This is a genomic window from Nocardioides alkalitolerans DSM 16699 (assembly GCF_000426525.1).
In the GTDB taxonomy this organism is placed as follows: Bacteria; Actinomycetota; Actinomycetes; order Propionibacteriales; family Nocardioidaceae; genus Nocardioides; species Nocardioides alkalitolerans.
This window is the reverse complement of sequence record NZ_AUFN01000010.1, coordinates 333904-359101: the sequence shown is the minus strand read 5'-3', so window position 1 is coordinate 359101 and position 25198 is coordinate 333904. Positions and strand designations below refer to the sequence as shown.

General features: G+C 74.5%; 24 protein-coding genes. 14 read left to right on the top strand and 10 right to left on the bottom strand.

Features of this window, described 5'->3' with window-relative positions:
- Nucleotides 1-7: 7 nt before the first annotated feature.
- The gene (locus tag K329_RS24090; protein WP_052336271.1) at nucleotides 8-2533 is read left to right on the top strand and encodes a DEAD/DEAH box helicase family protein; all 2526 of its coding nucleotides are present in this window, start codon (nucleotides 8-10) and stop codon (nucleotides 2531-2533) included.
- On the opposite strand, the gene K329_RS0102400 is transcribed toward K329_RS24090, so the two are convergent.
- Nucleotides 2530-2880, bottom strand: coding sequence for a hypothetical protein (locus K329_RS0102400; protein ID WP_028471808.1), 351 nt, complete (start codon nucleotides 2878-2880; stop codon nucleotides 2530-2532). The genes K329_RS24090 and K329_RS0102400 overlap by 4 nt on opposite strands.
- Nucleotides 2877-3191, bottom strand: coding sequence for a hypothetical protein (locus K329_RS0102395; protein WP_028471807.1), 315 nt, complete (start codon nucleotides 3189-3191; stop codon nucleotides 2877-2879). The genes K329_RS0102400 and K329_RS0102395 overlap by 4 nt, the downstream gene beginning before the upstream one ends.
- 262 nt (nucleotides 3192-3453) lie before the next feature.
- Between K329_RS0102395 and K329_RS0102390 the strand changes: the two genes are divergently transcribed.
- Nucleotides 3454-4215 (top strand): SDR family NAD(P)-dependent oxidoreductase, encoded by a 762-nt coding sequence (locus K329_RS0102390; protein ID WP_028471806.1) that lies wholly within the window; start codon nucleotides 3454-3456, stop codon nucleotides 4213-4215.
- 35 nt (nucleotides 4216-4250) lie between these two features.
- Entirely contained in the window at nucleotides 4251-4934 is a 684-nt protein-coding gene (locus tag K329_RS0102385; RefSeq protein WP_028471805.1) for a response regulator, read from the top strand.
- Nucleotides 4935-4961: 27 nt separating this feature from the next.
- Here K329_RS0102385 and K329_RS0102380 read toward each other — a convergent pair whose 3' ends face one another.
- Entirely contained in the window at nucleotides 4962-5456 is a 495-nt protein-coding gene (locus K329_RS0102380) for a MaoC/PaaZ C-terminal domain-containing protein (RefSeq protein WP_211225711.1), read from the bottom strand.
- Nucleotides 5457-5499: 43 nt separating this feature from the next.
- Nucleotides 5500-5946: a winged helix-turn-helix transcriptional regulator gene (locus K329_RS0102375; RefSeq protein WP_028471803.1), complete on the bottom strand. Its 447-nt coding sequence runs from the start codon at nucleotides 5944-5946 to the stop codon at nucleotides 5500-5502.
- A 94-nt stretch (nucleotides 5947-6040) separates the two neighbouring features.
- Between K329_RS0102375 and K329_RS24085 the strand changes: the two genes are divergently transcribed.
- Nucleotides 6041-7450 carry an MFS transporter gene (locus tag K329_RS24085; RefSeq protein ID WP_052336270.1) on the top strand — a complete coding sequence of 470 codons (1410 nt, stop codon included), beginning with the start codon at nucleotides 6041-6043 and terminating at the stop codon, nucleotides 7448-7450.
- Between the two features lie 9 nt (nucleotides 7451-7459).
- Complete coding sequence (locus K329_RS24080; protein WP_157571526.1) at nucleotides 7460-8134, top strand: DUF2238 domain-containing protein; 675 nt, start codon at nucleotides 7460-7462, stop codon at nucleotides 8132-8134.
- Nucleotides 8135-8169: 35 nt separating this feature from the next.
- Here the strand turns inward: K329_RS24080 and fdhD are convergent, their stop codons facing one another.
- Both fdhD and K329_RS0102355 read right to left on the bottom strand, forming a co-directional pair.
- Nucleotides 8170-9063, bottom strand: coding sequence for a formate dehydrogenase accessory sulfurtransferase FdhD (gene fdhD / locus K329_RS24075; RefSeq protein WP_084541034.1), 894 nt, complete (start codon nucleotides 9061-9063; stop codon nucleotides 8170-8172).
- 174 nt (nucleotides 9064-9237) lie between these two features.
- On the bottom strand, nucleotides 9238-9726 hold the full coding sequence (locus tag K329_RS0102355; RefSeq protein ID WP_028471802.1) for a beta-class carbonic anhydrase: 489 nt from the start codon (nucleotides 9724-9726) through the stop codon (nucleotides 9238-9240).
- 247 nt (nucleotides 9727-9973) lie between these two features.
- On the opposite strand from K329_RS0102355, the gene K329_RS24070 reads away from it, so the two are divergent.
- The gene (locus K329_RS24070) at nucleotides 9974-10507 is read left to right on the top strand and encodes an SRPBCC family protein (RefSeq protein WP_084540928.1); all 534 of its coding nucleotides are present in this window, start codon (nucleotides 9974-9976) and stop codon (nucleotides 10505-10507) included.
- Nucleotides 10504-11070: a TIGR03086 family metal-binding protein gene (locus tag K329_RS0102345; protein WP_028471801.1), complete on the top strand. Its 567-nt coding sequence runs from the start codon at nucleotides 10504-10506 to the stop codon at nucleotides 11068-11070. The genes K329_RS24070 and K329_RS0102345 overlap by 4 nt, the downstream gene beginning before the upstream one ends.
- A gap of 99 nt (nucleotides 11071-11169) precedes the next feature.
- On the opposite strand, the gene K329_RS0102340 is transcribed toward K329_RS0102345, so the two are convergent.
- From K329_RS0102340 to K329_RS24060, 3 genes are read right to left on the bottom strand one after another with little or no spacing between them, the layout of a single operon-like run.
- Nucleotides 11170-11823: an acetoacetate decarboxylase family protein gene (locus K329_RS0102340; protein ID WP_028471800.1), complete on the bottom strand. Its 654-nt coding sequence runs from the start codon at nucleotides 11821-11823 to the stop codon at nucleotides 11170-11172.
- Complete coding sequence (locus K329_RS24065) at nucleotides 11820-13604, bottom strand: FAD-dependent oxidoreductase (RefSeq protein ID WP_052336268.1); 1785 nt, start codon at nucleotides 13602-13604, stop codon at nucleotides 11820-11822. Before K329_RS24065 ends, K329_RS0102340 begins: the two co-directional genes overlap by 4 nt.
- Nucleotides 13571-15142, bottom strand: coding sequence for a flavin-containing monooxygenase (locus tag K329_RS24060; RefSeq protein ID WP_245596414.1), 1572 nt, complete (start codon nucleotides 15140-15142; stop codon nucleotides 13571-13573). Before K329_RS24060 ends, K329_RS24065 begins: the two co-directional genes overlap by 34 nt.
- Before the next feature lie 69 nt (nucleotides 15143-15211).
- Between K329_RS24060 and K329_RS0102325 the strand changes: the two genes are divergently transcribed.
- Entirely contained in the window at nucleotides 15212-16195 is a 984-nt protein-coding gene (locus K329_RS0102325; RefSeq protein ID WP_028471799.1) for an AraC family transcriptional regulator, read from the top strand.
- Between the two features lie 32 nt (nucleotides 16196-16227).
- Here the strand turns inward: K329_RS0102325 and K329_RS0102320 are convergent, their stop codons facing one another.
- Nucleotides 16228-16956: a PaaX family transcriptional regulator C-terminal domain-containing protein gene (locus K329_RS0102320; RefSeq protein WP_028471798.1), complete on the bottom strand. Its 729-nt coding sequence runs from the start codon at nucleotides 16954-16956 to the stop codon at nucleotides 16228-16230.
- 102 nt (nucleotides 16957-17058) lie between these two features.
- Between K329_RS0102320 and K329_RS0102315 the strand changes: the two genes are divergently transcribed.
- From K329_RS0102315 to K329_RS0102290, 6 genes are all read left to right on the top strand, one after another.
- Nucleotides 17059-18693, top strand: coding sequence for an acyl-CoA dehydrogenase family protein (locus K329_RS0102315; RefSeq protein ID WP_028471797.1), 1635 nt, complete (start codon nucleotides 17059-17061; stop codon nucleotides 18691-18693).
- A 44-nt stretch (nucleotides 18694-18737) separates the two neighbouring features.
- Nucleotides 18738-19754 carry an aldo/keto reductase family protein gene (locus K329_RS0102310; protein ID WP_028471796.1) on the top strand — a complete coding sequence of 339 codons (1017 nt, stop codon included), beginning with the start codon at nucleotides 18738-18740 and terminating at the stop codon, nucleotides 19752-19754.
- Between the two features lie 67 nt (nucleotides 19755-19821).
- Complete coding sequence (locus K329_RS31865; protein WP_052336267.1) at nucleotides 19822-20892, top strand: sensor histidine kinase; 1071 nt, start codon at nucleotides 19822-19824, stop codon at nucleotides 20890-20892.
- On the top strand, nucleotides 20889-21578 hold the full coding sequence (locus K329_RS0102300) for a response regulator (protein WP_052336266.1): 690 nt from the start codon (nucleotides 20889-20891) through the stop codon (nucleotides 21576-21578). Before K329_RS31865 ends, K329_RS0102300 begins: the two co-directional genes overlap by 4 nt.
- 156 nt (nucleotides 21579-21734) lie before the next feature.
- Nucleotides 21735-24266, top strand: coding sequence for a leucine--tRNA ligase (leuS, locus tag K329_RS0102295; protein ID WP_211225744.1), 2532 nt, complete (start codon nucleotides 21735-21737; stop codon nucleotides 24264-24266).
- An 8-nt stretch (nucleotides 24267-24274) separates the two neighbouring features.
- Nucleotides 24275-25159, top strand: coding sequence for a DegV family protein (locus K329_RS0102290; RefSeq protein ID WP_028471793.1), 885 nt, complete (start codon nucleotides 24275-24277; stop codon nucleotides 25157-25159).
- Nucleotides 25160-25198 lie beyond the last annotated feature (39 nt).

The window sequence follows — 25198 nt, the reverse complement described above, 5'->3', positions numbered from 1 at the left end:
GCCCACGGTGAGGGACTTCGCGTTCGACCCCGACCAGCCCCACCAGCGCGACGCGGTGGCGGCCGTGGTCGACCTCTTCGCGGGCCAGCCGCGGGTGAGCCCCGCGGAGACCCCTGACCTCGCCCGGGAGATCGGCGCCGTCGGCAACCACCTGCGGCTCGACGGCGACCTGCTGGCCCGCCACCTGCGGTCGGTGCAGGAGCGCCACGGCCTGCCGGTCACCGACCTGGGGAGCGGGCCGGGCCTCGACGTCGACGTCGAGATGGAGACGGGCACCGGCAAGACCTACGTCTACCTCCGCACGATCCTCGCGCTGGCCGAGCGGCACGGCCTCACCAAGTTCGTCGTGCTCGTGCCGGGGGTGGCGGTGCGCGAGACGGTGCTCGGCAGCGTGCGCCTGCTGCGCCGCCACCTCGAGGCCCTGCACCCCGTGCCGTTCGAGGTGTCGGTCTACGCCGGGCACTCCGCCGACCGGGTGCGCACGTTCGCGACGACGTCGACCGTGCAGATCCTCGTGATGACGATCGACTCGCTGCGGGGCGAGCGCGCCCAGCGGGTGGTGCGGCAGGCGCGCGACCAGCTCGGCGGCCTCCGCCCGATCGACCACCTGCGCGCCACCCGACCCGTCGTGATCGTCGACGAGCCGCAGAACATGGAGTCCGACCTCTCCCGCTCCGCGCTCGACGACCTCGACCCGCTCTGCACGCTGCGCTACAGCGCGACCCACCGGCGCTCCCGCCACGTCGTCTACCGCCTCGACCCCGTCGCGGCCCACGCGCGCGGCCTCGTCAAGCACGTCGTGGTCGCCGAGGTCACCCGGCCGGGCGTCGAGCCCCCGCCGTACGCCCGGCTCATCGGCATCCGCCGCGAGCCCTGGCGTGCCCGGCTCGAGCTCGTCTGCCGCGACCGGGAGGGCGACCTGGTGCGCCGGCCGGCCACGGTCGCGCGTGGTCGGGACCTCGCGCGGGCGACGCACAACCCGGCGTACGCGGCGCTCGGTCGGGTCGTGGACGTCGGCCTCGCGGACGCGGACGGGCCGGCGTGGGTCGAGCTCAGCGGGTACGGCGTGCTGCGCGCCGGCGAGGTGCTCGGGGGCGCCGACGACACCGTGCTGCGCGCGATGATCCGCGAGACCGTGCGCGAGCACCTGCGCAAGGAGGCCGCCCTGGCGGCCCGCGGGGTGAAGGTGCTGAGCCTCTTCTTCGTCGACCGGGTCGCCTCCTACGTGACGCACGACGAGCACGGCGTCGAGGTCGACGGACGGTTCGCGCGCTGGTTCGACGAGATCCACCGGGAGGAGAGCGCGGCGCTCGGCATCCCGCCGGTCGATCCGCGGACCCTGCGGCGCGCCTACTTCGCGCGCACCCGGGTGCAGGGCACGACGACGTACGTCGACAGCACCGAGCGCGGCCACGCCCGCGACGACGACGCCTACGACCTGATCATGCGCGACAAGGCGCGGCTGCTCGACGAGGCCGAGCCCGTGCGGTTCCTCTTCAGCCACTCGGCGCTGCGCGAGGGCTGGGACAACCCGAACGTCTTCGGCATCTGCGTGCTCCGCGAGATGGGCGAGCCGCTCGAGCGCCGCCAGACGATCGGCCGCGGGCTCCGGCTGCCCGTCGACCAGCAGGGCCGCCGCGTGCACGACCCCGAGGTCGCCGAGCTGACGGTGGTGGCGGGGGAGACGTACGGCGCGTTCGCCGGCGGGCTCCAGCAGGAGTACGCCGCGGCCGGCCTCGGCACGGCGCGCCCGGTGGCGCCGCGGGGTGCGGGGCGGCGGCCCGTTCGGGTGGACAGGGCAGGCGACGAGGTCAGCCCGGTCCTGGCCGCCGCCTGGCGGGACGTGGAGCGGCGCACGTCGTACCGGCTCGAGGTCGACACCGGGGCGCTGGTCGCGGAGGTGGTGCGGGCCCTGGCGGCCGAGCCCCGCGACGCGGCGGCGGTGCGCGTGACGAGGACGGGGCTGTGGTCGGGGGCGGGGTCCGTGGCGGAGGTGCCCGAGGAGGCGCCGGTGCCGGGCGAGGGGCCGGGTGCCGGGTCGGTCGCCGGGTCGGTCGGCGCAGTGCTCGACGACCTCCAGACCGCCACCGGGCTCACCCGCGCGACCCTGGCGACGGTCCTGCTCGACAGTGGCCGCCTCGACGAGCTGGCGCGGTCGCCGTACGCGCTCGTCGCCCTCGTGCGCCGGCACGTCGAGGCCGCGCTGGCGGGCTCGCTGGTGGGTGGGCTGCGGTACGACGCGACGCCCGACGGCCGCTTCGAGCTGCGCCGGCTCGAGGCGGGGCCGGGGGAGCGGGAGGCGTTGGGGGCCGAGGTCGCCACGGCCGCCCCGGCGGGCGACGAGGCGGCTGAGCGCACGTTCGCTGCGCTGCTGGCCCCGGGCGAGGACGGCCGGTGCGTGCTGCGGCTGCCGACACGGTTCGTCGTCGCTACACCGCTGGGCGCGTACGACGCCCACGCCGCCGTCGTACGACGCGAGGCCGGGCACACCCGGATCTGGCTGGTGGGCGCCGAGCGGGGTGGCACGCCCTAGGGCGCGGCGACCTCGCACGTCGGCTGCTCGCAGTCGATCTTGCCGCCGGGTGCGGGGGCGGCGGCGTCGATCTCGGCGAGGGAGGCGATGGTCTCGTCGAGCGACTGCAGGGCGTCCGGACCGACGGCCACCAGGTCGAGCTGCTCGCCCGGGGTGTTGGCGCCGACGACCTCCACGTGGTCGGGCACACCCTGGTCGGCGAGCTCCTGCAGGATGCGCAGCACGATCGCCGCACCGTCGGCGGGCGTGGCGTCCTCGGGCAGGGACGCCTCGATCCACACGGCGTCCCCGACCTCGCGGACGCGCACGCGACCCGGATCGGTGACCACCTCGGCGACGGCGATCATCTGGGAGCGACCGCCTCGAGGTCGCCCCACCGCCCGGTCACTCCCGCCACGTCGATGACCGCGTCGACGCCCTCGTCGTCCAGCCGGTCACGCACGGCGAGGATGTCGCCGACCTCGACCTCACGGTCGAACGACACCTGGCTCACCTCGGAGCCGTTGAGCGAGACCCGATCGACCCCGGGCATCGTGGCGACGTCCACGGCGAAACGGGCGGCGGGCCCGTCGTCGCGCGACGACCCGACGACGAAGCCGACCGTCCCCACGAGGGCCACGACGACGACGGCGATGGCGGTGCGCAGTGCCTTGCTCATAGATCAGACGACGAGACTCGAACTCGCACCTCGACCCCGGAGGGTCGCCTCGCGCCGGGGAGGAACGTCCGCGTGGTCGCCGCGACGACGACCGGGGGCAATCTAACCGGCGGGTGGCGTGCGGGTCGAGGACGGCACCGCCCGGCACCGCTGTGACGGATGAGACGGACGCGCCTCGGAAGCCGCCCGGGACCGGCAGGGTTGACCCTGGAGAGGCCGCACCGCACGGCGCGGCCCACCGTCTGCTGAGAGGTTGTGCCCCATGTCCGCGGAAGCGCAGTTCGCCGGAAAGACCGCCATCGTCACGGGAGCGGGGTCGGGCCTCGGGCTCGCGATCGCGCGCGAGCTGGCCGAGGAGGGCGCGAACGTCGTGCTCACCGACGTCGTGCGCGAGTCGATCGAGAAGGCGGCGACCGAGCTGACCGAGCAGGGGCTCTCCGCCGTGGCGTTCGAGCAGGACACCGCCGACCCCGCCCAGTCGGAGGCGGCCGTCGCGTTCGCGGTCGAGACCTTCGGCGGCCTCCACCTCGCCGTCAACAACGCCGGCGTCGCCGCCCGCGAGCAGCTGCCGACCGGCGAGCTCGACCTCGACGACTGGCGCCGCGTCATCGACATCAACCTCAACGGCGTCGTCTACGGCCTGCGCTACCAGCTGCCCGCCATCGAGGCCGCCGGCGGCGGCGCCATCGTCAACATGGCGTCGATGCACGCCTTCGTCGGCACGCCGGGCAACTCGGCGTATGTCGCCTCGAAGCACGCGGTCGTGGGCGTCACGAAGAACGCGGCGGTCGAGTACGGCACCCGCGGCGTGCGCGTGAACGCGGTCGCGCCCGGCAACATCTGGACGCCGCTGATGGCCCGCCTGCCGCAGGCCCAGGTCGACGAGATCACGTCCAAGCACCCGATCGGGCGCATCGGCACCTCGGAGGAGGTCGCCCACCTCGTGACGTTCCTGCTGAGCGACAAGGCGGCGTTCATCACGGGCTCGACCCACCAGGTCGACGGCGGCTACACGGCGCTCTGAGGAGTAGGTTGCCGCCCGGAGCGCGAGGAGGCGTCATGGGGTCGAAGGTGCTGGTCGTCGACGACGAGCCGGCGCTGGCCCGCGCCCTGGCGGTCAACCTGCGCGCCCACGGCTGGGAGGTCGTCACCGCCTCCGACGGACGCGGCGCCCTCGAGGCCGCCGCCGCGACCCACCCCGACGTCGTGCTCCTCGACCTGGGACTGCCCGACATGGACGGCACCGAGGTGCTCGCCGGCCTCCGCGGCTGGACCTCGGTGCCCGTCGTCGTGCTCTCCGCCCGGCAGGACGGCGACGACAAGGTCGCGGCCCTCGACCTGGGCGCCGACGACTACGTGACCAAGCCGTTCGCGATGAACGAGCTGCTCGCGCGCCTGCGCGCCGCCGTACGACGCGGGGCCGCGGCCTCCGCCCCCAGCGACCCGGTGGTCGAGGTGGGCGACCTGCGCATCGACCTCGCGCGCAAGAAGGTCGCGCGGGCCGGGGCCGACGTACGCCTCACGCCCACCGAGTGGGGGTTCCTCGAGCTGCTCGCCCGCCACGTCGGCCGGCTCGTGACGCGCGAGCAGGTGCTGCGGGAGGTGTGGGGGCCTGGCTACGAGCACGAGACCCACTACCTGCGGGTGTACGCCGCCCAGCTGCGCAGCAAGCTCGAGGCCGACCCGGCCCGCCCGCGGCACCTCGTCACCACGAGCGGGCTGGGCTACACGCTGGAGCCGTGAGGGGCGGTGGGTCGCCCGGTGGGTCGCTCAGGCGGTCGGACGGTCCCAGGCGAGCAGCCGCGCGGAGGTCCGCTGCCGCACCTCGCCGTGCTGGTTGACCGTCTGGTGGCGGACCTCGACCGTCGCGCGGTTCGGGCGCGAGGAGGAGCGCCGGATCTCACCGATCGTCAGCTCGACGTGCAGCACGTCGCCCGGTACGGCGGCGCTCGGCCACGCGAGCTCGCCGCCGGCGCCGACGATCCCGGTCGCGAAGGCCGCGTCGCTGGTGGCGATGAGGCGCATGGTCACGGCCGCCGTGTGCCAGCCGCTCGCCACGAGGCCGTCGAAGAACGTGCCGCGTGCGGCCTCGGCGTCGAGGTGGAACGGCTGCGGGTCGAACTCGCTCGCGAACGCCACGATGTTCTCGGTCGTCAGCTCGTAGGTGCCGGTGGTGTACGTCGCGCCGGTCTCCAGGTCGTCGAGCCAGAGCGCGTCGGGCCGGGTGGGCGCGGGCGTGGGCAGGGGAGTGGCGGTGTCGCTCACGGGGTCTCCTCGGGGTGCGGGCGGGGGTGCGTGCCGGGTGGGGTCACCAGGCGTCGGACGCGAAGGTCGCCTCGACGTCGCGGCGGGTCAGCTCGTCGTCGCACTCGGCGCAGCGCAGCCGCACCTCGGGCGTGCCCCCGCAGCCGCGGTGGGCGAGGGTGACGGGCGGGGTGTCGACCTGGTGGGCGTCGCCCCACTGGATGAGGGCGACGAGCAGGGGGTAGAGGTCCTCGCCCTTCGGGGTCAGGCGGTACTCGTGGCGCACGGGCACGTCGTCGTACGCGACCCGCTCGAGCACGCCCTCGTCGGTCAGCGAGCGCAGTCGGGCGGCGAGCACGTTACGGCCGATGCCGAGGCGTTCCGCAATGGGCTCGAAGCGGCGCTGGCCCCGGAAGACCTCGCGCAGCACGAGCATCGTCCAGCGGTCGCCGACGACCGCCCAGGTGCGGGCGACCGAGCAGTTCACGTCGGCGAGCTCGTCATGGCGCATGCGGGGACCGTAGCAGGTATCGAATCGATACGAACGAGGTCAGCGGCGCTCTCGCAACGTTCTCGCAGCGGTCGGCGCTGCTAGTGTCCCGCTCGTGACCACCGCTCCCGCGACCGATCCGACCGCCGAGAGGCGCGTCGTCGCCCTCGCCGCCGCCGGCACCCTCATCACGCTCGTGGCCTTCACGGCCCCGCTCGCGACGCTGGGGGCGACCGGCGACGCCGTGGGCGCCGGCGTGGAGGGGCGCACCTGGATCCTCAGCTCGATGAGCATCGGCCTGACCGCCGCGCTGCTGCCCGCCGGCGCGGTCGCCGACGACCTCGGCCGGCGCCGTACGTTCGTGCTCGGCCTGCTCGTGCAGGCCCTCACCGCGATCGTCTGCGTCGTCGCCCCGACCACCCTCGTCTTCGTGCTCGCCCGCGTCGCGCAGGGCGTCGGCGGCGCCGCCACCGTGGCCGCGAGCCTCGGGATGATCGCCCACGTCGTGCCCGCCGGCCCCCGTCGGGCAGCCGCCAGCGGCGTGTGGGGCGCGGCGCTCGGCGGTGGCATCGCGGCCGGCCCGCTGCTCGCCGCGGCCGGAGACCGGTGGCTGCGCTGGTGGGCCGTGTACGTCGTGCTCGCGGTCGCCGCCGTGGTGGTGGGCGTGCTCGCGACCCGGCTGGTCGCCGAGTCGCGGACCCACGCGCCCCGCGGGCTCGACCTCGCGGGCGGCACGCTCCTCGCCGGCGGGGTCTCCGCGCTGCTGGCCGCGCTCGTCGAGGGCCGGCGCGACCCGACGGCGCCGACGGTGCTCGCCCTGGCGGCGCTCGCGATCCTGCTCCTCGTCGGCTTCGTGGTCGTCGAGCGCACGAGCCGCGCACCCATGCTCGACCTCGCGCTGCTGCGGCACCCTCCGTTCCTCGCCGCCACCGTCGGGGGGCTCGCGAACGGGGCCGGGCCGATCGCGCTCATGGCGTTCCTCGGCATCTTCAGCGAGCAGGCCCTGGGCGTCACCCCGCTGGCGGCCGCGCTGCTGCTGCTCTGCTGGTCGGGCACGAGCATCGTCTTCTCCCTCCTGGCCCGCCGGCTCCCGGCCTCGTGGTCGGGCCGCCACCAGCTGGCCGCCGGCCTCGCCGTCGTGGGTGTGGGCCTGCTCATGCTCGGCTGGCTCTCGACCTCGTCGGGGTCCGGTCGCCTCGTGCCCGGGCTGCTCGTGGCCGGGGTGGCCAGCGGCGTCCTCAACGCCGCGCTCGGTCGCGAGGCCGTCGCGAGCGTGCCCGACGGGCGGGGCTCGATGGGTAGCGGCGCGAACAACACGGCCCGCTACCTGGGCTCGGCCGTCGGTGTGACCGTGGTCGCCGTCGTCGTCGCCGCCCACGGGTCGACTCCCGCCGACCTCGTCGCGGGCTGGAACACGGCGGTCCTCGTGGTGGCCGGGTTCGCATTCGCGGGGGCGGTCGTGGTGGCGCTGGCCCGCCCTCGTCGGGCGTCGACGATGCAGGGGGGCACCCCCTCCACGCGGTAGCGTGCCCCGGTGCTCAGCGATGTCGGCGTGACCCCTGCTCCCGTTCCGCAGGCCGTGAAGATGGCCGACGTGGCGGCGAAGGTGGGCCTCGTCGGTCTCCTGGTGGTCGTGCTCGTCGACCCCGAGCTGGCCAACCTGAAGGACAAGGCGGCCGGTGCGCGCGCCGTCGCCTACCCGCTGCTCTCCTTCTCGGTGCCGGCGCTCTGGTACCTCTTCTGGCGCGACCGCACCCCGTTCCCGTGGGTGGCCGACCTGCTCATCACCTTCACCTGCTTCACCGACATCCTCGGCAACCGGATGAACCTCTACGACACGATCGTGTGGTTCGACGACTGGATGCACTTCATGAACGTCGGGCTGCTCGGCGCCGCGGTCGTGCTGCTCACGCTCCCGCGCACGGCCCCGTGGTGGGTCGTGATGGAGCGCTCGGTGGGGTTCGGCGCCCTCGCCGCCATCCTCTGGGAGCTCGCCGAGTTCTTCGCCTTCCTGCAGTTCTCGCCCGAGCGCCGCAATGCGTACGTCGACACCTTGGGCGACCTCGGGCTCGGGGTGCTGGGCGCGGTCCTCGCCGCCGTGGCGATCCACCGGGCCTGGGCGCACGGCATGCTCCGGGGCACGGTCCCGCCCGTCGACTCGCTCGCCGCGACCCGCGCCCACCAGGAGCGGGTCGACCGGTCGGTCTGAGACCGGTCCCCGCCGTACGGCGGGTGGCGCCCGGCTCAGTCCACGACGCGGTGCGCGCCGGCGTACACCGTGAAGCGGTCGCCGCGCGAGAACGCCACCAGCGTCAGCCCGACCCGCTCGGCCAGCTCGACGGCCAGCGACGACGGGGCGCTGACCGCAGCGAGCACGGGCACGCCCGCCATCGCGGCCTTCTGCACGAGCTCGAACGACGCCCGGCTCGAGACCTGCAGCACCGTGCCGCGCAGCGGCAGCCGACCCTCCCGCAGCGCCCACCCGAGCACCTTGTCGACGGCGTTGTGGCGCCCCACGTCCTCCCGGGCCACCAGCAGCTCGTCGCCGGCGAACAGGCCGGCCGCGTGCACGCCGCCGGTGCGCCCGAACAGCTCCTGGTGCTCGGCGAGACGGTCGGGCAGCGAGGCGAGCAGGCCGGTGGTGACGGTCGAGAGGTCGTCGGCGACGGGGTACGACGACGTGGTCTCGACCGCGTCGACCGAGGCCAGGCCGCACACGCCGCAGGCGCTGGTGCCGCTGACGTTGCGGTCCCGGGCCGCGGCGACGGTGAGGCCCGTGGGGCCGACCGCGGCGTCGACCACGTTGTAGGTCTGCAGCCCGTCGGGCCCGACCCCGGCGCAGTAGCGCAGGCCGGTCAGGTCGGTCGGCGTCCGCACGACGCCGTCGCCCACGAGGAAGCCGGCGACCAGGTCGAAGTCGTCGCCGGGGGTGCGCATGGTGACGGCGTACGACGCCCCACCCACCCGGATCTCCAGGGGCTCCTCGACGACGAGGTGCTCCTCGCGGGTACGGCGGGAGGCCGCCGCCGGTGCCTGGACGGCAGTGTCGCCGACGGCGCCGACGGGGGCGGTGGTGGGAGCCTCGACGGGAGCGGGGCGCACCACCTGCGCGCGCACGCGCCGTACCCGTCGACTCATGCCCACCAGCCTAGGTCGTCGGCCGAGCTGTCGGGTGTGCACGCTCAGGAGGCGCCGAGTTGTCCGGTCTGCACGCTCAGGAGGCGCCGAGCTGTCGGGTCTGCACGCTCAGGGGGCGCCGAGTTGTCGGGTCTGCACGCTCAGGGGGCGCCGAGCCGGCAGTTCTGCAAGGGGTCAGTCGACCTCGTTCAGCTTCCCCGTCGCGACGTCGAAGACGAACCCGCGGATCTGGTCCTGGTGGGGCACGAACGGGCTCGCCTTGATGCGGGCGATCGACTGACGGACGTCGTCCTCCAGGTTGCTGAAGGCCTCGGGGGCCCACGCCGGGCGGATGCCCGTGTCCTCGACGATCGACGTCTTGAAGTCGTCGTCGGTGAAGGTGAGCATGCCGCAGTCCGTGTGGTGGATGAGGATGATCTCCCTCGTGCCGAGCAGGCGCTGGCTGATGGCGAGCGAGCGGATCTCGTCCTCGGTGACCACCCCGCCGGCGTTGCGGATGACGTGCGCCTCGCCCTCCTCGAGCCCGAGTGCGCCGTACACGTTGAGCCGCGCGTCCATGCAGGCCACGACGGCCACGTGCTTGGCCGGCGGGAGGGGGAGCGGGCCCGAGAACTGGGCTGCGTACTGCTCGTTGTTGGCGAGCAGCTCGTCGGTGACGGACATGGTGACCTCCGGGAGGGGTGGATCGATCGGATCTAACCACAGTAAGCCAGTAGAGAAAGTCCGAAAATCGTGGCCGGATGACGGACGTCGCACGCGTGCCGGCTCGGCACGGTGGGGCGTTGCAGATGTGCCGGCTCGGCACGGTGGGGCGTGGCAGACCTGCCGGCTCGCCGTGAGGAGGAGTTGAATGGCCCTGCGTGCCCGATCCCGTGCGCGTGACCGCTCGACCCACCGAGAAGGTGCTGCGATGAGCCAGCCGACCACCACCCCCGACGGTCCCGGCACCACCCTCACGGCGCCGCTCGGCCAGCCGACGATCGAGATCGTCCGCGAGTTCGACGCGACGCCGGACCGGGTCGCCGCGGCCCACCTCGACCCGGAGCTCTTCGTGCGGTGGGTCGGTCCCGACGACATCGTGAGCGAGGTCGTGCACTGGGACGCACGCACCGGTGGCTCCTGGCGCTACGTCTCGCGGCGGGGCGACGAGGAGTACGCGTTCTACGGCTCGTTCCACGAGGTCCGCGGCCACGAGCGGATCGTGCAGACCTTCTCGTTCGCGGGCCACCCCGACAGCGTCAGCCTCGACATCCTGACGCTCGCGCCCCTCGACGGCGGCCGCACCCGCCTGCACGCGACGTCGGTCTTCGACTCCCTCCAGGCCCGCGACGGCATGGTCGCGAGCGGCATGGAGAGCGGGGTCGTGGCCGGCTACCGCGCGCTCGACCGGCTCCTCGCGGGCGACGACGGCGACGCCGGCGGCACGTCCGGACCGGTCCGGTGACCGACCCGACCCCCGCCGACGACCACCGCGCCGTGGGCGCCCACTTCGGCGACCTGGTGGCCGGGGTCGTCGACTGGGACGCTCCGAGCCCCGTGCCCGCGTGGCGCGCCCGCGACGTGGTCGACCACCTCACGACGTGGTTCCCCGGGTTCCTGGCGGCGGGCTCGACCGTCGCGCTGCCACCCGGCCCCCCGGCCGCCGACGACCCCGTCGGCGCGTGGCGGCACCAGTACGACGCGGTGCAGGCCCTGCTCGACGACCCCGCGACGGCCGAGCTCACCCTGACGAACCCGCACCTCGGCGAGCTGCCACTGGCCGCGGCGGTCGCGCAGTTCTACACCGCCGACGTCTTCCTGCACTCGTGGGACCTCGCGCGGGCCTCGGGTCGGGAACCCGGCCTCGACGAGGACCGGTGCGCCGCGATGCTGGCCGGCATGGAGCCGCTGGACGAGATGCTCCGAGCCAGCGGCCAGTACGGACCGCGGCAGGCCGTCGCCGACGACGCGCCGGCGTCCGATCGGCTCGCCGCCTTCATCGGCCGCGACCCGGCCTGGCGCGCCTGACTCCTGCGGGCGTGCAGACCCGACAGCTCGGCACCTCAGGGCGCTGCAGACGCGACAGCTCGGCACCTCAGGGGCGTGCAGACGCGACAGCTCGGCGCGTCAGGCCCCGAAGCGCATCTCGAACCCGTCGGCGACCACGCTGGCGAGGGGCCGGGCGCCGGTCATCCACCCGAGCGGGCTGGTGGCCGGTGACGACCACCGGCCCCGGGCCAGGCGCACCGACCGCGCGCCGGCCCGCACGGGCGTCCACACGGTCTCGGCCCCGGGCGCGTCGGACGGCCCGACCGGCACGGTCTGGGCGATGAACGCCGTCACCGGCAGGGGCAGCGGCACCCCCGGCAGGCGGGCCGGCGTGAACGACGCCCGGGCGAGGTCCGCGCCCGCCGTCGACGCCACGAGCTCGCCGTCGACCGGCTCGGTGGAGAGGTCGCCGAAGTCCGCGAGCTCCTTCGGCACGCCCCACAGCGCGCGGCCGCCCTCCCGCGAGGCGGGGGAGTCGACCCAGATGTCGGTGATCGCCAGGCCGACGCGGGCTCCGCGCCGTACGAGCACACCGGCCAGCAGCTCGCCGTACGCGAGCAGCCCGCTCGCGCCGTAGTCCACGAACATCGTCGCCGCGACCGCCCGGCCGCGCCGCCCGACGGGCCGCACCCCGGCCGGCAGCTCGGGCAGCGCCGCGCGGTCGAGCGCCCACGTGGTGATCCAGCCCCGACCGACGAGGTCCCAGGGCTGGGGCGGGTACGTCGCGCTCACGCGGTCCGCTCCGTCGGGCTCGGCGCGGACGGCCGTAGCCGCGTCGGACCGAGCCGCAGCGCGGCGGGCGCCTCGGCCGGTACGACGGGGTGCCGCGGCACGACGGGGTCGATGCGCTCGTACGGCGCCCCCAGCGGGGGCCGGCGGTCGACCTCGCCCCGGTTCGGCCACAGCGACGTCGCCCGCTCGGCGAGCGCGGTGATCGACAGCGACGGGTTGACGCCGAGGTTGGCGCAGACGGCCGAGCCGTCGATGACGTGCAGGCCCGGGTGGCCGTGCAGCCGGTGGTAGGGGTCGATGACCCCCTCGTCGGCCGACGCACCCATCCGGCACCCGCCGATGAAGTGGCCGGTGGTGGGCACGTTGACGAGGTCGTTCCAGGCGCCGGCGGGCACACCGTCGACGTGGGTGGCGATGCGGCGCGCGAGGTCGTGGCCGGCGGGGATCCAGACGGGGCTGGGCTCACCCGCGCCCTGGGTGGTCGTCAGCTTCGTGCCGAGCCCGAACCGCCGCTTGCGCAGCCGCGTGGTGAGCGAGTTGTCGAGGCTCTGCATGACGAGCAGCACGAGCGTGCGCTGCGACCAGCCGCGCGGCAGGTGGAAGCCGGCGAGGTCGCGCCGGCCCCGCCACATCGCGCGCAGCCCGAGCGCCCACCGTCGACGACCCGTCTCGGGGTCGGCCAGCGTGGCCATCAGCAGCGCCATCGCGTTGCTGCCGGCGCCGTAGCGCACCGGCTCGACGTGGGTGGAGTCGTCGAGGTGGATCGACGAGGTGATGGCGACGCCCTCGCTGAAGTCCACGCGGCCCGACCGGCCACGGGAGCGGGCCCGCACCCCGAGGATCGCCTCGGAGTTGGTGCGCGAGAGCTCGCCGAGGTGCGGCGAGATGCCCGGCAGGCTGCCCGACGCGCGCAGCCGGTGCAGCAGCCGCTGCGTGCCGAGGGCCGCGGCGGAGAACACGACCTGCTCGGCGGTGAGGGTGGTCCGGGCGCGGCCGACGCCGTTCGAGCGGCGCGTCTCCACGGCGTAGCCGCCGTCGCGCAGCGGGCGCACGTCGGTGACGGTCGTCAGCTCGTGCACCACCGCGCCGGCGCTCTCGGCGAGGTGGAGGTAGTTCTTCACCAGCGTGTTCTTGGCGCCCACGCGGCAGCCCGTCATGCAGGAGCCGCAGTCGGTGCACGCCCGCCGCTCGGGCCCCGCGCCGCCGAAGTAGGGGTCGGCGACGCGCTCGCCGGGCCCGACGCCGTGGTCCTCCCCGCGCAGCACGCCCACCGGGGTGGGCACGAAGCTCTCGGCCACGCCGAGCTCGGCCGCCACCTCGGCCATCACGCGGTCCGAGGGCGTGGTGCGGGGGTACGTCGTGACGCCGAGCATCCGCTTGGCCTGGTCGTAGGCGTCGCGCAGCTCGTCGCGCCAGTCGGTGACGTGCGCCCAGGAGGGGTCGGCGTAGAACGCGGCCGGCGGCTCGTAGAGCGTGTTCGCGTAGACGAGGGAGCCGCCGCCCACACCGGCGCCCGAGAGCACCAGCACGTCCTTCAGCAGGTCGACCCGCTGGATGCCCTGGAGGCCGAGCCGCGGGGCGAAGAGGTAGTCGCGCGCCCGCCACGACGAGGTCGCGAACTCGTCGTCGGCGAAGCGGCGCCCGGCCTCGAGCACGCCGACGCGGTAGCCCTTCTCCGTCAGCCGCAGGGCGCTCACGCTGCCGCCGAAGCCCGACCCCACGACGAGCACGTCGTAGTCGAAGCCGTTCACGTCCGGACCTGCGCCGGCACCTGCGGACATGCCGCCACCTCCTCGTAGTCGTCGGTCTCGAACCGGGCCGTGCGGCGCTGGTACTCCGCCACCTGGCCCGGCCAGTTCGTGGTGACGCGGCCGCTCGCGGTGCGGTACCAGCTCTCGCAGCCGGCCCACACGCTCGTCGCGAGCCGCGCCTGCATCTCGGAGTCGTAGACGGCGGCGACCTCGCGTCGTACGTCGAGGGAGGCCGCCCGGCCGCTCGCACGGAGGTGCTGCAGGCTCAGGGCGAGCTGGGCGACGTACGCCGCCTGCGGCTCGAGCATGCCGAGGATGCTGGAGCCGCCCAGGTTGGTGTTGGGGCCGTACATCAGTGCGAGGCCCGGGAACCCCGGCACCGTGAGGCCGAGGTGGGCGGCGGCGCCGTCGGCCCAGACGTCGTGCAGCCGGACGCCGTCGCGGCCCGTCACCTCGAGGCCGGCGAGGAAGTCGGTCGCGGCGAACCCGGTGCCCCAGATGAGGACGTCGGCGGGCAGCCGCCGCCCGTCGGCCAGCACGACGGCGTCGGCCTCCACGTGGTCGACGCCGGTGGTCACGACGTCGACGTGGGGCTGGTCGAGCGTGCGGTACCAGTCGTTGCTGAACAGCAGCCGCTTGCAGCCGAGCGGGTCGGTGGGCACGAGCTTCTCGCGCAGGGTGGGGTCGGAGACCTGGCGCCGCAGCTGCCACGCCCAGACCCACCGCACCACCAGGGGGATGAGGGAGCGCGGGCGCGTCCCGGAGAGCGCGGCGTTGTAGCGCTCGGTGAGGTGCCAGACCGCGCGGCGCTCGACGTGGCGCAGGCGCCGCGAGCGGCGCAGCAGCGCACGCAGCGGGCGCGGGTAGCGGCCGTCGGGCTTCGGCACGACGTACGGCGCGGAGCGCTGCAGCACGGTGACGGTGCCGGCCTGCGCGGCGACGACGGGCACGAACTGGATGGCGCTGGCGCCCGTGCCGACGACCACCACGTCGCGGCCGGTGAGGTCGACGTCGTGGCGCCAGCGGGCGGAGTGGAAGGCGGGTCCGGCGAACTCCTCGGCCCCGGCGAGCGCGGGCACGGCCGGCTCCGAGAGCTGGCCGACGGCGGAGACGACGAGGTCGGCCCCGAGGGTCTCGCCCGAGGCGAGCTCGACGGTCCAGGTGCCCGCGCGGTCGTCGTACCGCGCCGCCGTGACGCGGGCGCCGGTGCGCACCAGCCGCCGCAGGTCGCGCTTCGCGGTCACGTCGCGCAGGTACGCGAGGATGTCGGGCTGCTCGGAGTAGATCCGCGTCCAGCCCGGGTTCGAGTCGAACGAGAACGAGTAGAGCGACGACGGCACGTCGCACGCCGCCCCGGGGTAGGTGTTGTCGCGCCACACGCCCCCGACGTCGTCGGCCCGCTCCAGCAGCACCACGTCGTCGACACCGGCGTCGCGCAGGGCCACCGCGCAGGCCAGGCCCGCGAAGCCCGCGCCGATCACGACCACGCGCAGGCCGCCGGACCCGGTCGCCGGCGGGGGCGACGACGGGGTCGACGGGGTCGACGGGGGCAGGGAGGAGGTGCTCACGCCGGCAGCCTAGGAACGCGCCGTGTGACCCACGAGACATTCGCGGCCAGGTGATCCATAATTCCGGCCATGTCCGTCGCACTGCTCGATCCGGTCGCCCGGGACTGGCGCTTCCCGCGCTGGGTCTCCGGGGTGGCCGTCCTCCTCCGCTACGCCGAGGGCCAGGGCCTCGCCCCCGGTGACCTCCTCGCGGGCAGCGGGCTGCGCGTCGCGGACGTCGCCGTCGCCGACCGCGAGGTCACCGCCGACCAGGAGCTGAGCGTCGTCCGCGCGCTGCTGCGGCACCGGGGGGAGCTGTCGCCCCGGGAGCTCGGCGAGCGGGTCGGCGCGTCCTACCACCTCAGCTCGTTCGGCATCTTCGGCTTCGCGATGCTCGCGAGCCGCACGCTGCTCGACGCGGTCAACCTCGCGACCCGCTACCTCGACCTCAGCTTCACGTTCGCCCTGCCGCACGCCGAGCTCGCCGGCGACGACGTGCGGGTGGTCGTCGAGGGCGGCACCCTGCCGGCCGACGTGCGCGACTTCCTCGTCGCCCGCGACACCGCCGCCATCGCCGCGGTGCTCGCCGAGCTCCTGCCCGGGCTCCCGGTGCGGGTCGAGGCGGGCGCGGGGGCCGACGGCCGCGCGAGCGCCGTGCTGACGTTCCCCGTGGCGGAGCTCGAGCGACCGCTCCCGCAGGGCAACCCCCAGAGCGTCGTGATCTGCGAGAGCCTCTGCGCCGACCTCGTCACCCGGCGCCGCGAGCGCAGCGGCACCGCCCAGCAGGTGCGGGTGCTGATCGCCCAGGAGCTGCACCGGGGCGCGCCGGCCGCGGCGGTCGCCGCCGGGCTCGGCCTGAGCGAGCGCACGCTGCGCCGCCGGCTCGCGGCGGCGGGCACGTCGTACTCCGAGCTGCTCGACGAGGTGCGCGCGACCCTCGCCGGCGAGCTGCTCGACTCGCAGCTGACGGTCGACGACGTCGCGCTGCGGCTGGGCTACGCCGAGGCCTCGAGCTTCATCCACGCCCACCGCCGCTGGACCGGTCGCACCCCGCGCCAGCGCACCGCCGGCTGAGCCCGGCTGAGCCCCTCCGAGCCCGGCCGACCTCAGAGGTCGCGCAGGCTGGCCTGGTAGGTCCCGTACGCCGCCCGCAGCTCGTCGCCCGGCCAGTCCGCGGGCAGGAGCGCGGCGGGCAGCAGGGGATCGGTGGCCAGGTGGCGCACCAGCGCGGCGGCGACGGCGAGGCGCGGGGCGGGGTCCGAGGTCGTGGTGAGACCCGCCAGCAGCGCGCGCCCCTCGCGGGCCCAGGCGGGCAGGTCCCAGAGCTGGCCCGCGAGGTCGCGCGCGGCCGTGGGCCCGTCGTCGTACGGCGTCGCGCGGAAGCAGCGAAGCACGGGCTCGCTCGCGTACGGCGGGGGCCGGCGCAGGTTGGCCGGCCGGGTCCACACGCCCTCGCGCAGCTCGGCCAGGCGGGCCCGCGCGAGGTCGTCGCGCAGGCTCGCGCGCTCGCTGCCGGAGCGGCCCGTGACCACGACGACCGCCTGCTCCCAGGTGCCGTCCCAGGGCAGGCCGGCGTCCTCGACGGCCTCGTCCTGGCGCCGCTGGCGCGCCACCAGGCGCTCGCCGAGCACGTAGTCGCCGTCGACCCGGCGCAGGTCGCCGGCCGCGACGGCGCGGGTGAGGGCGACGCGCATCGTGGCGGCCGGGACGCCGAAGCGCTCACCGGCCCGCGTGAGGCGGGCGGGCGACATCCGGTCCGGGTGCGAGCCGAGGAGCAGGCTGAGCGCGACCGACCGGGCGGGCAGCGGGGACGGGTCGCTCGGCACGGACGGCATCGTGCCACGCTACGTCTCTCGACACGAGTGTCGTCTGATCTGTAATGTCGTGCAGGCCGGGCGCCCGCTGCGGCGCCGACCACCGACGTACGAGGAGATCCCATGCCGGCCACGCACGAGGTGCTCAACCAGGTCCCGCCGCTCGTCGGCCATGACACCTCGGCCGACCCGGCGCTGCGGGAGGGCCTCGAGCGGGAGGGCGCGGGCTGGGCGCTCGACGAGGTGAGCGCCCTCGGCCGGCTCGCCGGCACGGCCGAGGCCCAGGAGCTCGGTCGGCAGGCGGAGCGCAACCCGCCGCGGCTGCGCACCCACGACCGCTACGGCCACCGCGTCGACGAGGTCGACTACGACCCGGCCTACCACCGGCTGATGGAGACCGCCGTCGGCCACGGGCTGCACGGCGCCCCCTGGGCCGACGACCGGCCGGGCGCCCACGTGGCCCGCGCCGCGAAGTTCATGGTCTGGAACGTCGACGCCGGCCACGGCTGCCCGATCTCGATGACCTACGCCGTGGTGCCGGCGCTGCGGGCGAACCCCACGCTGTCGGCGCGCTTCGAGCCGCTGCTGACCAACACGACGTACGACCCCGGCCTGCGCGACCCCGCCACCAAGGCCGGGCTGGTCGCGGGCATGTCGATGACGGAGAAGCAGGGCGGCTCCGACGTGCGGGCCAACACGACCACGGCCACGCCGCAGTCCGACGGCACCCACCTGCTCACCGGCCACAAGTGGTTCACCTCGGCGCCGATGTCCGACCTGTTCCTCACGCTCGCCCAGGCGCCCGGTGGCCTCTCCTGCTTCCTCGTGCCGCGCGTGCTGCCCGGCGGCGAGCGCAACGCGATGGCGCTGATGCGGCTCAAGGACAAGCTGGGCAACCGCTCCAACGCCTCGTCCGAGATCGAGTACGACGGCGCCGTGGGCTGGCTCGTGGGGGAGGAGGGACGCGGCGTGCGCACCATCGTCGAGATGGTGAACATGACCCGGCTCGACTGCGTCATCGCCTCCGCCGGCGGCATGCGCACCGGGCTGGTGCAGGCCGCCCACCACGCGCGCCACCGCCGCGCGTTCGGGCGCGCGCTCGTCGACCAGCCGGCGATGACGAACGTGCTGGCCGACCTCGCGGTCGAGTCGGAGGCGGCCACGGCCGCGATGCTGCGCCTCGCCGGGGCGGGGGACCGCGCGGTGCGGGGCGACGAGGAGGAGTCGGCGCTGCGGCGCATCGCCCTCGCCGTCACGAAGTACTACGTGTGCAAGCGTGCGCCGGTGGCCGTCGGCGAGGCGCTCGAGTGCCTGGGCGGCAACGGCTACATCGAGGACTCCGACATGCCGCGCCTCTACCGCGAGCTGCCGCTGCTCTCGATCTGGGAGGGCTCCGGCAACGTCGCCGCGCTCGACGCGCTGCGGGCGCTGGCCCGCGAGCCGCACACCCTCGACGCCTTCCTGGCCGAGGCCGAGCGGGCGCAGGGGGCCGACCGGCGTTACGACGCCGCCGTGGAGCGCCTGAAGAAGGAGCTGACGAGCTTCGACGACATCGAGCTGCGCGCCCGCCGGCTCGTCGAGCAGATGGCGCTCGTCTTCGCCGGCTCCCAGCTCGTGCGGCACGCGCCCGCGGCCGTCGCCGACGCCTTCTGCGCCTCCCGCCTCGACCGTGACTGGGGCGGCGCGTTCGGCACGCTGCCGCCCGGGCTCGACCTCGACCCGATCGTCGCCCGCACCGCGACGGCGTACGACGCCTGAGCGACTCCCCGGGCCGTCACCGCCCCCGCGGCAGACTGGAGGCCATGGAATTCCGCTACCTCGGCAACTCAGGCCTCCAGATCTCCGAGATCACGTACGGCAACTGGCTCACACACGGCTCCCAGGTGGAGAACGACGTCGCGACGGCGTGCGTGCACGCGGCGCTCGACGCCGGCATCACCAGCTTCGACACCGCTGACGTCTACGCCAACGGGAAGGCCGAGACCGTGCTCGGCGAAGCGCTCAAGGGCCAGCGTCGCGAGTCGCTCGAGATCTTCACGAAGGTCTACTGGCCGACCGGCCCCGACCCCAAGGGCAAGAACGACACCGGACTCTCGCGCAAGCACATCCTCGAGTCCATCGACGGCTCGCTGCGCCGGCTCCAGACCGACTACGTCGACCTCTACCAGGCGCACCGCTACGACCTGTTCACGCCGCTCGAGGAGACGATGCAGGCGTTCGCCGACGTCGTCCGGGCCGGCAAGGCGCACTACATCGGCGTGAGCGAGTGGACCGCCGACCAGATCCGGGCCGCGCACGGCCTCGCGCAGGACCTCGGCATCTCGCTCGTGTCGAGCCAGCCCCAGTACTCGATGCTGTGGCGCGTCATCGAGGAGGAGGTCGTGCCCACGAGCGAGGAGCTCGGCCTCGGGCAGATCGTCTGGTCGCCGATGGCCCAGGGCGTGCTCTCGGGCAAGTACCTGCCCGGCGCCGAGCTGCCGGCCGGCTCGCGCGCCACCGACCAGGCGGGCGGCGCGAACACGATCAAGCGCTTCCTGGGCGACGACGTGCTCGCCGCCGTGCAGGACCTCAAGCCGATCGCCTCCGACCTCGGCCTCTCGATGCCGGCGCTGGCGATCGCCTGGGTGCTGCAGAACAAGAACGTCTCCGCCGCCCTCGTGGGTGCGTCGCGCCCCGAGCAGGTCGGCGAGAACGTCAAGGCGGCCGGCGTGGTCATCCCCGAGGACGCCCTCGCGGCCATCGAGAAGGCGCTCGCCGGGGTGGCGACGACCGACCCCGCGCTGGTGGCCGAGTCGACCCCGAAGCAGCGCGTGGTCTGAGCCGATCGCGGCTGACCGGCCCGCCCCCTCACCCCCGGGGAGGGGGCGGGCCGGTAGCCTGACGTCAATGGCGTCGCGTCCCGAGGTATCCCTGACGGCTCGCGTCGTGCTGATCAACGCGGTCGTCTTCTCGACGGGCACGCTCGCGCTGGTCGTCTCGCCCGCGAGCATCTCGCAGGACATCTTCCTCTCCGAGATCGCCGTCCTCGCGATCGGACTGGCGCTCGTCCTCCTCCTGAACACGCTGCTGGTCGGCGGCGCCCTGCGCCCGCTCGACCGCCTGGTGCAGGACATCGACCGGGCGCGCAGCACGGAGCCCTTCGAGCGGGTCCCCGTGCCCCCGAGCGGCCTCCCCGAGCGGCTCGCCCTCTCGGTGAACGACCTCATCGACCGCATCGAGGCGGGGGTGCGCGAGCGCAAGGCCGTCGCGCTCACCGCGCAGGAGGCCGAGAGCGCGCGCATCGCCCAGGGCCTCCACGACGGGGTCGGCCAGACCCTCACGGCGATCCTGCTCGACCTCAGCCGCCTGGCCGACGTCGTCGGCACCGAGGCGGGCCCCGAGGGCGACGACCTGCGCGACGAGATCGCCCGCATCCGCGAGGCCACCCGCGTCAGCCTCGACGAGGTGCGCCGCACCGCGCGCCGGCTGCGTCCCCACGTGCTGGAGGACCTCGGGCTCCGCAGCGCGATCGCCGCCCTCACCAACGACCTCTTCGGCCGCGGTGACGTGCACGTCGAGCGCGACATCGTCGCCGGTCTCCCGCACCTCGACGAGGCGATCGAGCTCGTCGTGTTCCGCGTCGCCCAGGAGGCCCTCACCAACGTGGCCCGCCACGCCGACGCCCGGACCGTCGAGGTCGGGCTCAGCGTCGAGGTGTACGGCGACGGCTCCGCCGTCGAGCTCACCGTCGTCGACGACGGCGTGGGCATCCCGCCGGACGCCGACGGCACCGGCCTGCGCGGCATGCGGGAGCGGGCCGCCCTCGTCGAGGGCAGCTGCCTGATCGAGAGGCGGGCCGACTCGGCGGCCGCGTCCTCCCCGGACGAGGGCGGGCGCGTGACCGGGACGCGCGTCCACCTCGTCGTACCCATCCACCGACCCGACGGGTCGGCCTTCCACCAGGAGGAAACCGAGTGAACTCGCCCGAGACCGACGCACCGGAGCGCCCTGGGGGTGCCCCCGCCCGCATCCTGCTGGCCGACGACCACGCGCTCGTGCGCCGCGGGGTCCGGATGATCCTCGAGACCCAGCCCGACCTCACCGTCGTGGGCGAGGCCGGCGACGGCTTCGAGGCGCTCGACTGGCTGGCCGCCAACGAGGCCGACCTCGTGATCCTCGACGTCGCGATGCCCGGCATGACGGGCCTGCAGGCCGCGCAGACCATCTCGCGCCTGCCGAAGCCCCCGCCGATCCTGCTGCTGTCGATGCACGACAACGAGCAGTACTTCTTCGAGTCGCTGCGCGTGGGCGCCTCGGGCTACGTGCTGAAGTCCGTCGCCGACCGCGACCTGGTCGACGCCTGCCACGCGGCGCTCGCCGGCAAGTCGTTCCTCTACCCCGGCGCCGAGAGCGCGCTCGTGCGCGACTACCTCGAGCGCCTGCGCCGTGGCGAGAAGCTCCCGAACGCCGTGCTCACGCCGCGCGAGAACCAGGTCGTCAAGCTCATCGCCGAGGGCAACTCGTCGCGCACGATCGCCGAGACGCTGGAGATCAGCGTGCGCACCGTCGAGCGCCACCGCGAGAACATCCTGGCGAAGCTGGGCATGCGCGACCGCACCGAGCTGACCCGCTTCGCGATCCGGGTGGGCCTCATCGAGCCGTGAGCGGTAGCATCGCCCCCGTGGCGACGCACTTCCTCCTTCTCGGCCGGCCGCGCTGATCACGCCCGACCAGCGCGGCAACCCCTCCTGAGCGAGGGGTTTTTTCATGCCGGGAGCAGGTACGACGACGAGAGCAGGCAAGGAACAGTGAGCGAGACGGTGGACGACCAGACTCCCCGCACCGACCAGGTCGACCGGACGGGTGAGCCGGGCGAGCCCGGCGGCTACGACCCGAAGGCGCTGCAGGAGAAGTGGCTGCCGGTCTGGGAGCGGCTCGACCCGTTCCGGGCCGACGACGCGGTCGTCGACTCCGGCGAGCGCGAGAAGAAGTACGCGCTCACGATGTTCCCCTACCCCTCGGGCGACCTGCACATGGGCCACGCCGAGGTCACCGCCCTGCACGACGTGCTGGCGCGCTACTGGTGGCAGCGCGGCTACGAGGTGCTCAACCCCATCGGCTGGGACTCCTTCGGCCTGCCCGCCGAGAACGCCGCCATCAAGCGCGACGAGCACCCCTCGACCTACACCTACGCCAACATCGAGACCCAGGCCGGCTCGTTCCGCCGCTACGGCCTCAGCTTCGACTGGTCGCGGCGCCTGCACACCTCCGACCCGGAGTACTACCGCTGGACCCAGTGGCTGTTCCTCAAGCTGCACGAGCGCGGCCTGGCGTACCGCAAGGCGAGCCCCGTCAACTGGTGCCCGAACGACCAGACCGTGCTGGCCAACGAGCAGGTCGTCGACGGTGCCTGCGAGCGCTGCGGCGCGATCGTCACCAAGCGCGAGCTGACGCAGTGGTACTTCAAGGTCACCGACTACGCCCAGCGCCTGCTCGACGACATGGCCCAGCTCGAGGGCCGGTGGCCCGAGCGCGTGCTCACCCTGCAGCGCAACTGGATCGGTCGCTCCGAGGGCGCCCACGTCGAGTTCGACCTGCACCTGGCCGACGGCTCGACCCGGCCCGTCACGGTCTACACGACGCGCCCTGACACCCTCTACGGCGCGACGTTCATGGTGGTCGCCGCCGACGCGAAGCTGGCCGCCGAGATCTGCGCGCCCGAGCAGGCCGACGCGCTGGCGTCGTACGTCGAGGAGGTGCGCAAGGCCTCCGACATCGACCGCCTGGCCACCGACCGCCCGAAGACGGGCGTGCCGCTGGGCATCACGGCCACGAACCCGGTCAACGGCGAGCAGCTGCCGGTGTGGGCGTCGGACTACGTCCTGGCCGACTACGGGACCGGCGCGGTCATGGCCGTGCCCGCCCACGACCAGCGCGACCTCGACTTCGCGAAGGCGATGGGCCTGCCCGTCCGACGCGTCGTCGACACCGGCGAGGACGACCCCGCCGAGTCGTTCGTCGCGACGACCGGTGCCGGCACGTACGTGAGCTCGGGCCCGCTCGACGGGCTGAGCGACAAGGCCGCGGGCATCCAGGCGGTCGTCGACCGTCTGGAGGCCGACGGGCGCGGCACGCGGGCGGTCAACTTCCGCCTGCGCGACTGGCTGCTGAGCCGCCAGCGCTTCTGGGGCGCGCCGATCCCGATCGTGCACTGCGCCGCGTGCGGGGAGGTGCCGGTGCCGGAGTCCGAGCTGCCCGTCGTGCTGCCCGACCTCAAGGGCGCCGACCTCAAGCCCAAGGGCTCGTCGCCGCTGGCGGCCGCCCGCGACTGGGTCGAGGTGCCGTGCCCCCGCTGCGGCGGCCCGGGCGAGCGCGACACCGACACGATGGACACGTTCGTCGACTCGGCCTGGTACTTCCTGCGCTACTGCTCGCCCGGCAACACCGAGATGGCGTTCGACCCGGCCGACCTCAAGCGCTGGGGCCCGGTCGACATGTACGTCGGCGGTGTCGAGCACGCGGTGCTGCACCTGCTCTACAGCCGCTTCTTCACGAAGGTCCTGCACGACATGGACCTGCTCGACTTCACCGAGCCCTTCTCCGCCCAGCTCAACCAGGGCGTGGTGATCAACCAGGGCAAGAAGATGAGCAAGTCGCTGGGCAACGGCGTGAACCTGGGTGAGCAGCTCGACGAGTTCGGGGTCGACGCCGTCCGCCTGACGCTGGTCTTCGCCGGCCCGCCGGAGGACAACATCGACTGGGCGGACGTCTCGCCGTCGGGCTCGTTGCGCTTCCTCACCCGCGCCTGGCGCCTCTCGGGCGACGTCGCGTCGGCTCCGGGGGCGGACGTCACCACGGGCGACGTCGCGCTGCGTCGTACGACGCACAAGACCCTCGCCGAGGCCGCCACCCTCGTCGAGGGCTACCGCTTCAACGTGATGATCGCGCGCACCATGGAGCTCGTGAACGCCACCCGCAAGGCGATCGACTCGGGCTGCGGCCCGGCCGACCCGGCCGTGCGGGAGGCCGTCGAGGCCGTCGCGGTGCTGCTGTCGCTGGTCGCGCCCTACACGGCGGAGGAGATGTGGGAGCGCCTGGGCCACGAGGCCACCGTCGGTCGGGCCGGGTGGCCGACCGTCGACCCCGCGCTGCTCGTCGAGGAGTCCGTCACCGCGGTCGTGCAGATCCAGGGCAAGGTCAAGGCGCGCCTCGAGGTGGCGCCCGACGTCACCGACGCCGACCTCGAGGCGGCCGCGATGGCCGACCCCGCCGTCGTCGCCGCGATCGGCGACCGCACGGTGCGCAAGGTGATCGTGCGCGCGCCGAAGCTCGTCAACGTCGTGGTCGGCTGAGGCTCCGGGTGGCCAGCAGCGACGGCACGCGGCGGCGCACGGCCGTCGTCACCGACTCCACCGCCCAGCTCACCGCCGCCCAGGCGGACGAGCTGGGCGTGGTGGTCGTGCCGCTGCAGGTCGTCATCGACGACCAGGTGTACGACGAGGGGGCCGACGAGGCCTCGCCCGCGCGCATCGCGGAGGCCCTGCGGTCCCGCTCCTCGGTGAGCACGTCGCGCCCGGGCCCGGCGGTGCTGGCCGCCGTCTACGAGCGGCTCGTCGCCGAGGGCGCGGAGCAGATCCTGTCGGTGCACCTCTCCGGCGAGGTCAGCGGCACCTTCGAGTCGGCCCTGCTGGCCGCCCGCGACGTCGACGTGCCCGTGGCGACCGTCGACACCCGCCAGGTGGGCCCGGCGACGGGGTACGCCGTCGCGACCGCCGTCGAGCGGCTGCGCGCGGGGGCGACCCTGGACGACGCCGCCGGTGCCGCGCGGCTGCGCGCCGACGCGGCGACGTCGCTGTTCTACGTCGACAGCCTGGAGTACCTGCGCCGCGGCGGACGGGTCGGCACGGCCGCCGCCGTCCTCGGCGGGGTGCTGGCGGTGAAGCCGATCCTCACGATCGACCACGGCCGTGTCGCCGGCCTCGAGAAGGTGCGCACCGCCTCGAAGGCGCTCGCCCGCCTCGCCGCGCTGGCGATCGAGGCCGCGGGCGACGGACCGGTCGACGTCGGGGTGGCCCACCTCGAGAACCCCGACGCCGCCGGTCGGCTCACCGAGCACCTGACCGACGAGCTGGCGGCCGGCCTCGAGGGCCGCGAGGTGCGGTGCGGCGAGCTCGCCGCGGTGCTGGGCGCCCACGTCGGGCCCGGCACCGTCGCCGTGTGCATCGCCCCCCGCACCGGTTTCTGACCACAGCCGACCGTTCGTCGGCGCTGTCCACAGCGCGAC

Bases quoted from the DNA above. Each gene is read 5' to 3' on its own strand.
- K329_RS0102400 (WP_028471808.1), bottom strand. From the start codon at position 2,880: ATGATCGCCGTCGCCGAGGTGGTCACCGATCCGGGTCGCGTGCGCGTC.
- K329_RS0102395 (WP_028471807.1), bottom strand. From the start codon at position 3,191: ATGAGCAAGGCACTGCGCACCGCCATCGCCGTCGTCGTCGTGGCCCTC.
- K329_RS0102390 (WP_028471806.1), top strand. From the start codon at position 3,454: ATGTCCGCGGAAGCGCAGTTCGCCGGAAAGACCGCCATCGTCACGGGA.
- K329_RS0102385 (WP_028471805.1), top strand. From the start codon at position 4,251: ATGGGGTCGAAGGTGCTGGTCGTCGACGACGAGCCGGCGCTGGCCCGC.
- K329_RS0102375 (WP_028471803.1), bottom strand. From the start codon at position 5,946: ATGCGCCATGACGAGCTCGCCGACGTGAACTGCTCGGTCGCCCGCACC.
- fdhD (WP_084541034.1), bottom strand. From the start codon at position 9,063: ATGAGTCGACGGGTACGGCGCGTGCGCGCGCAGGTGGTGCGCCCCGCT.
- K329_RS0102355 (WP_028471802.1), bottom strand. From the start codon at position 9,726: ATGTCCGTCACCGACGAGCTGCTCGCCAACAACGAGCAGTACGCAGCC.
- K329_RS24070 (WP_084540928.1), top strand. From the start codon at position 9,974: ATGAGCCAGCCGACCACCACCCCCGACGGTCCCGGCACCACCCTCACG.
- K329_RS24065 (WP_052336268.1), bottom strand. From the start codon at position 13,604: ATGTCCGCAGGTGCCGGCGCAGGTCCGGACGTGAACGGCTTCGACTAC.
- K329_RS0102325 (WP_028471799.1), top strand. From the start codon at position 15,212: ATGTCCGTCGCACTGCTCGATCCGGTCGCCCGGGACTGGCGCTTCCCG.
- K329_RS0102320 (WP_028471798.1), bottom strand. From the start codon at position 16,956: ATGCCGTCCGTGCCGAGCGACCCGTCCCCGCTGCCCGCCCGGTCGGTC.
- K329_RS0102315 (WP_028471797.1), top strand. From the start codon at position 17,059: ATGCCGGCCACGCACGAGGTGCTCAACCAGGTCCCGCCGCTCGTCGGC.
- K329_RS0102310 (WP_028471796.1), top strand. From the start codon at position 18,738: ATGGAATTCCGCTACCTCGGCAACTCAGGCCTCCAGATCTCCGAGATC.
- K329_RS31865 (WP_052336267.1), top strand. From the start codon at position 19,822: ATGGCGTCGCGTCCCGAGGTATCCCTGACGGCTCGCGTCGTGCTGATC.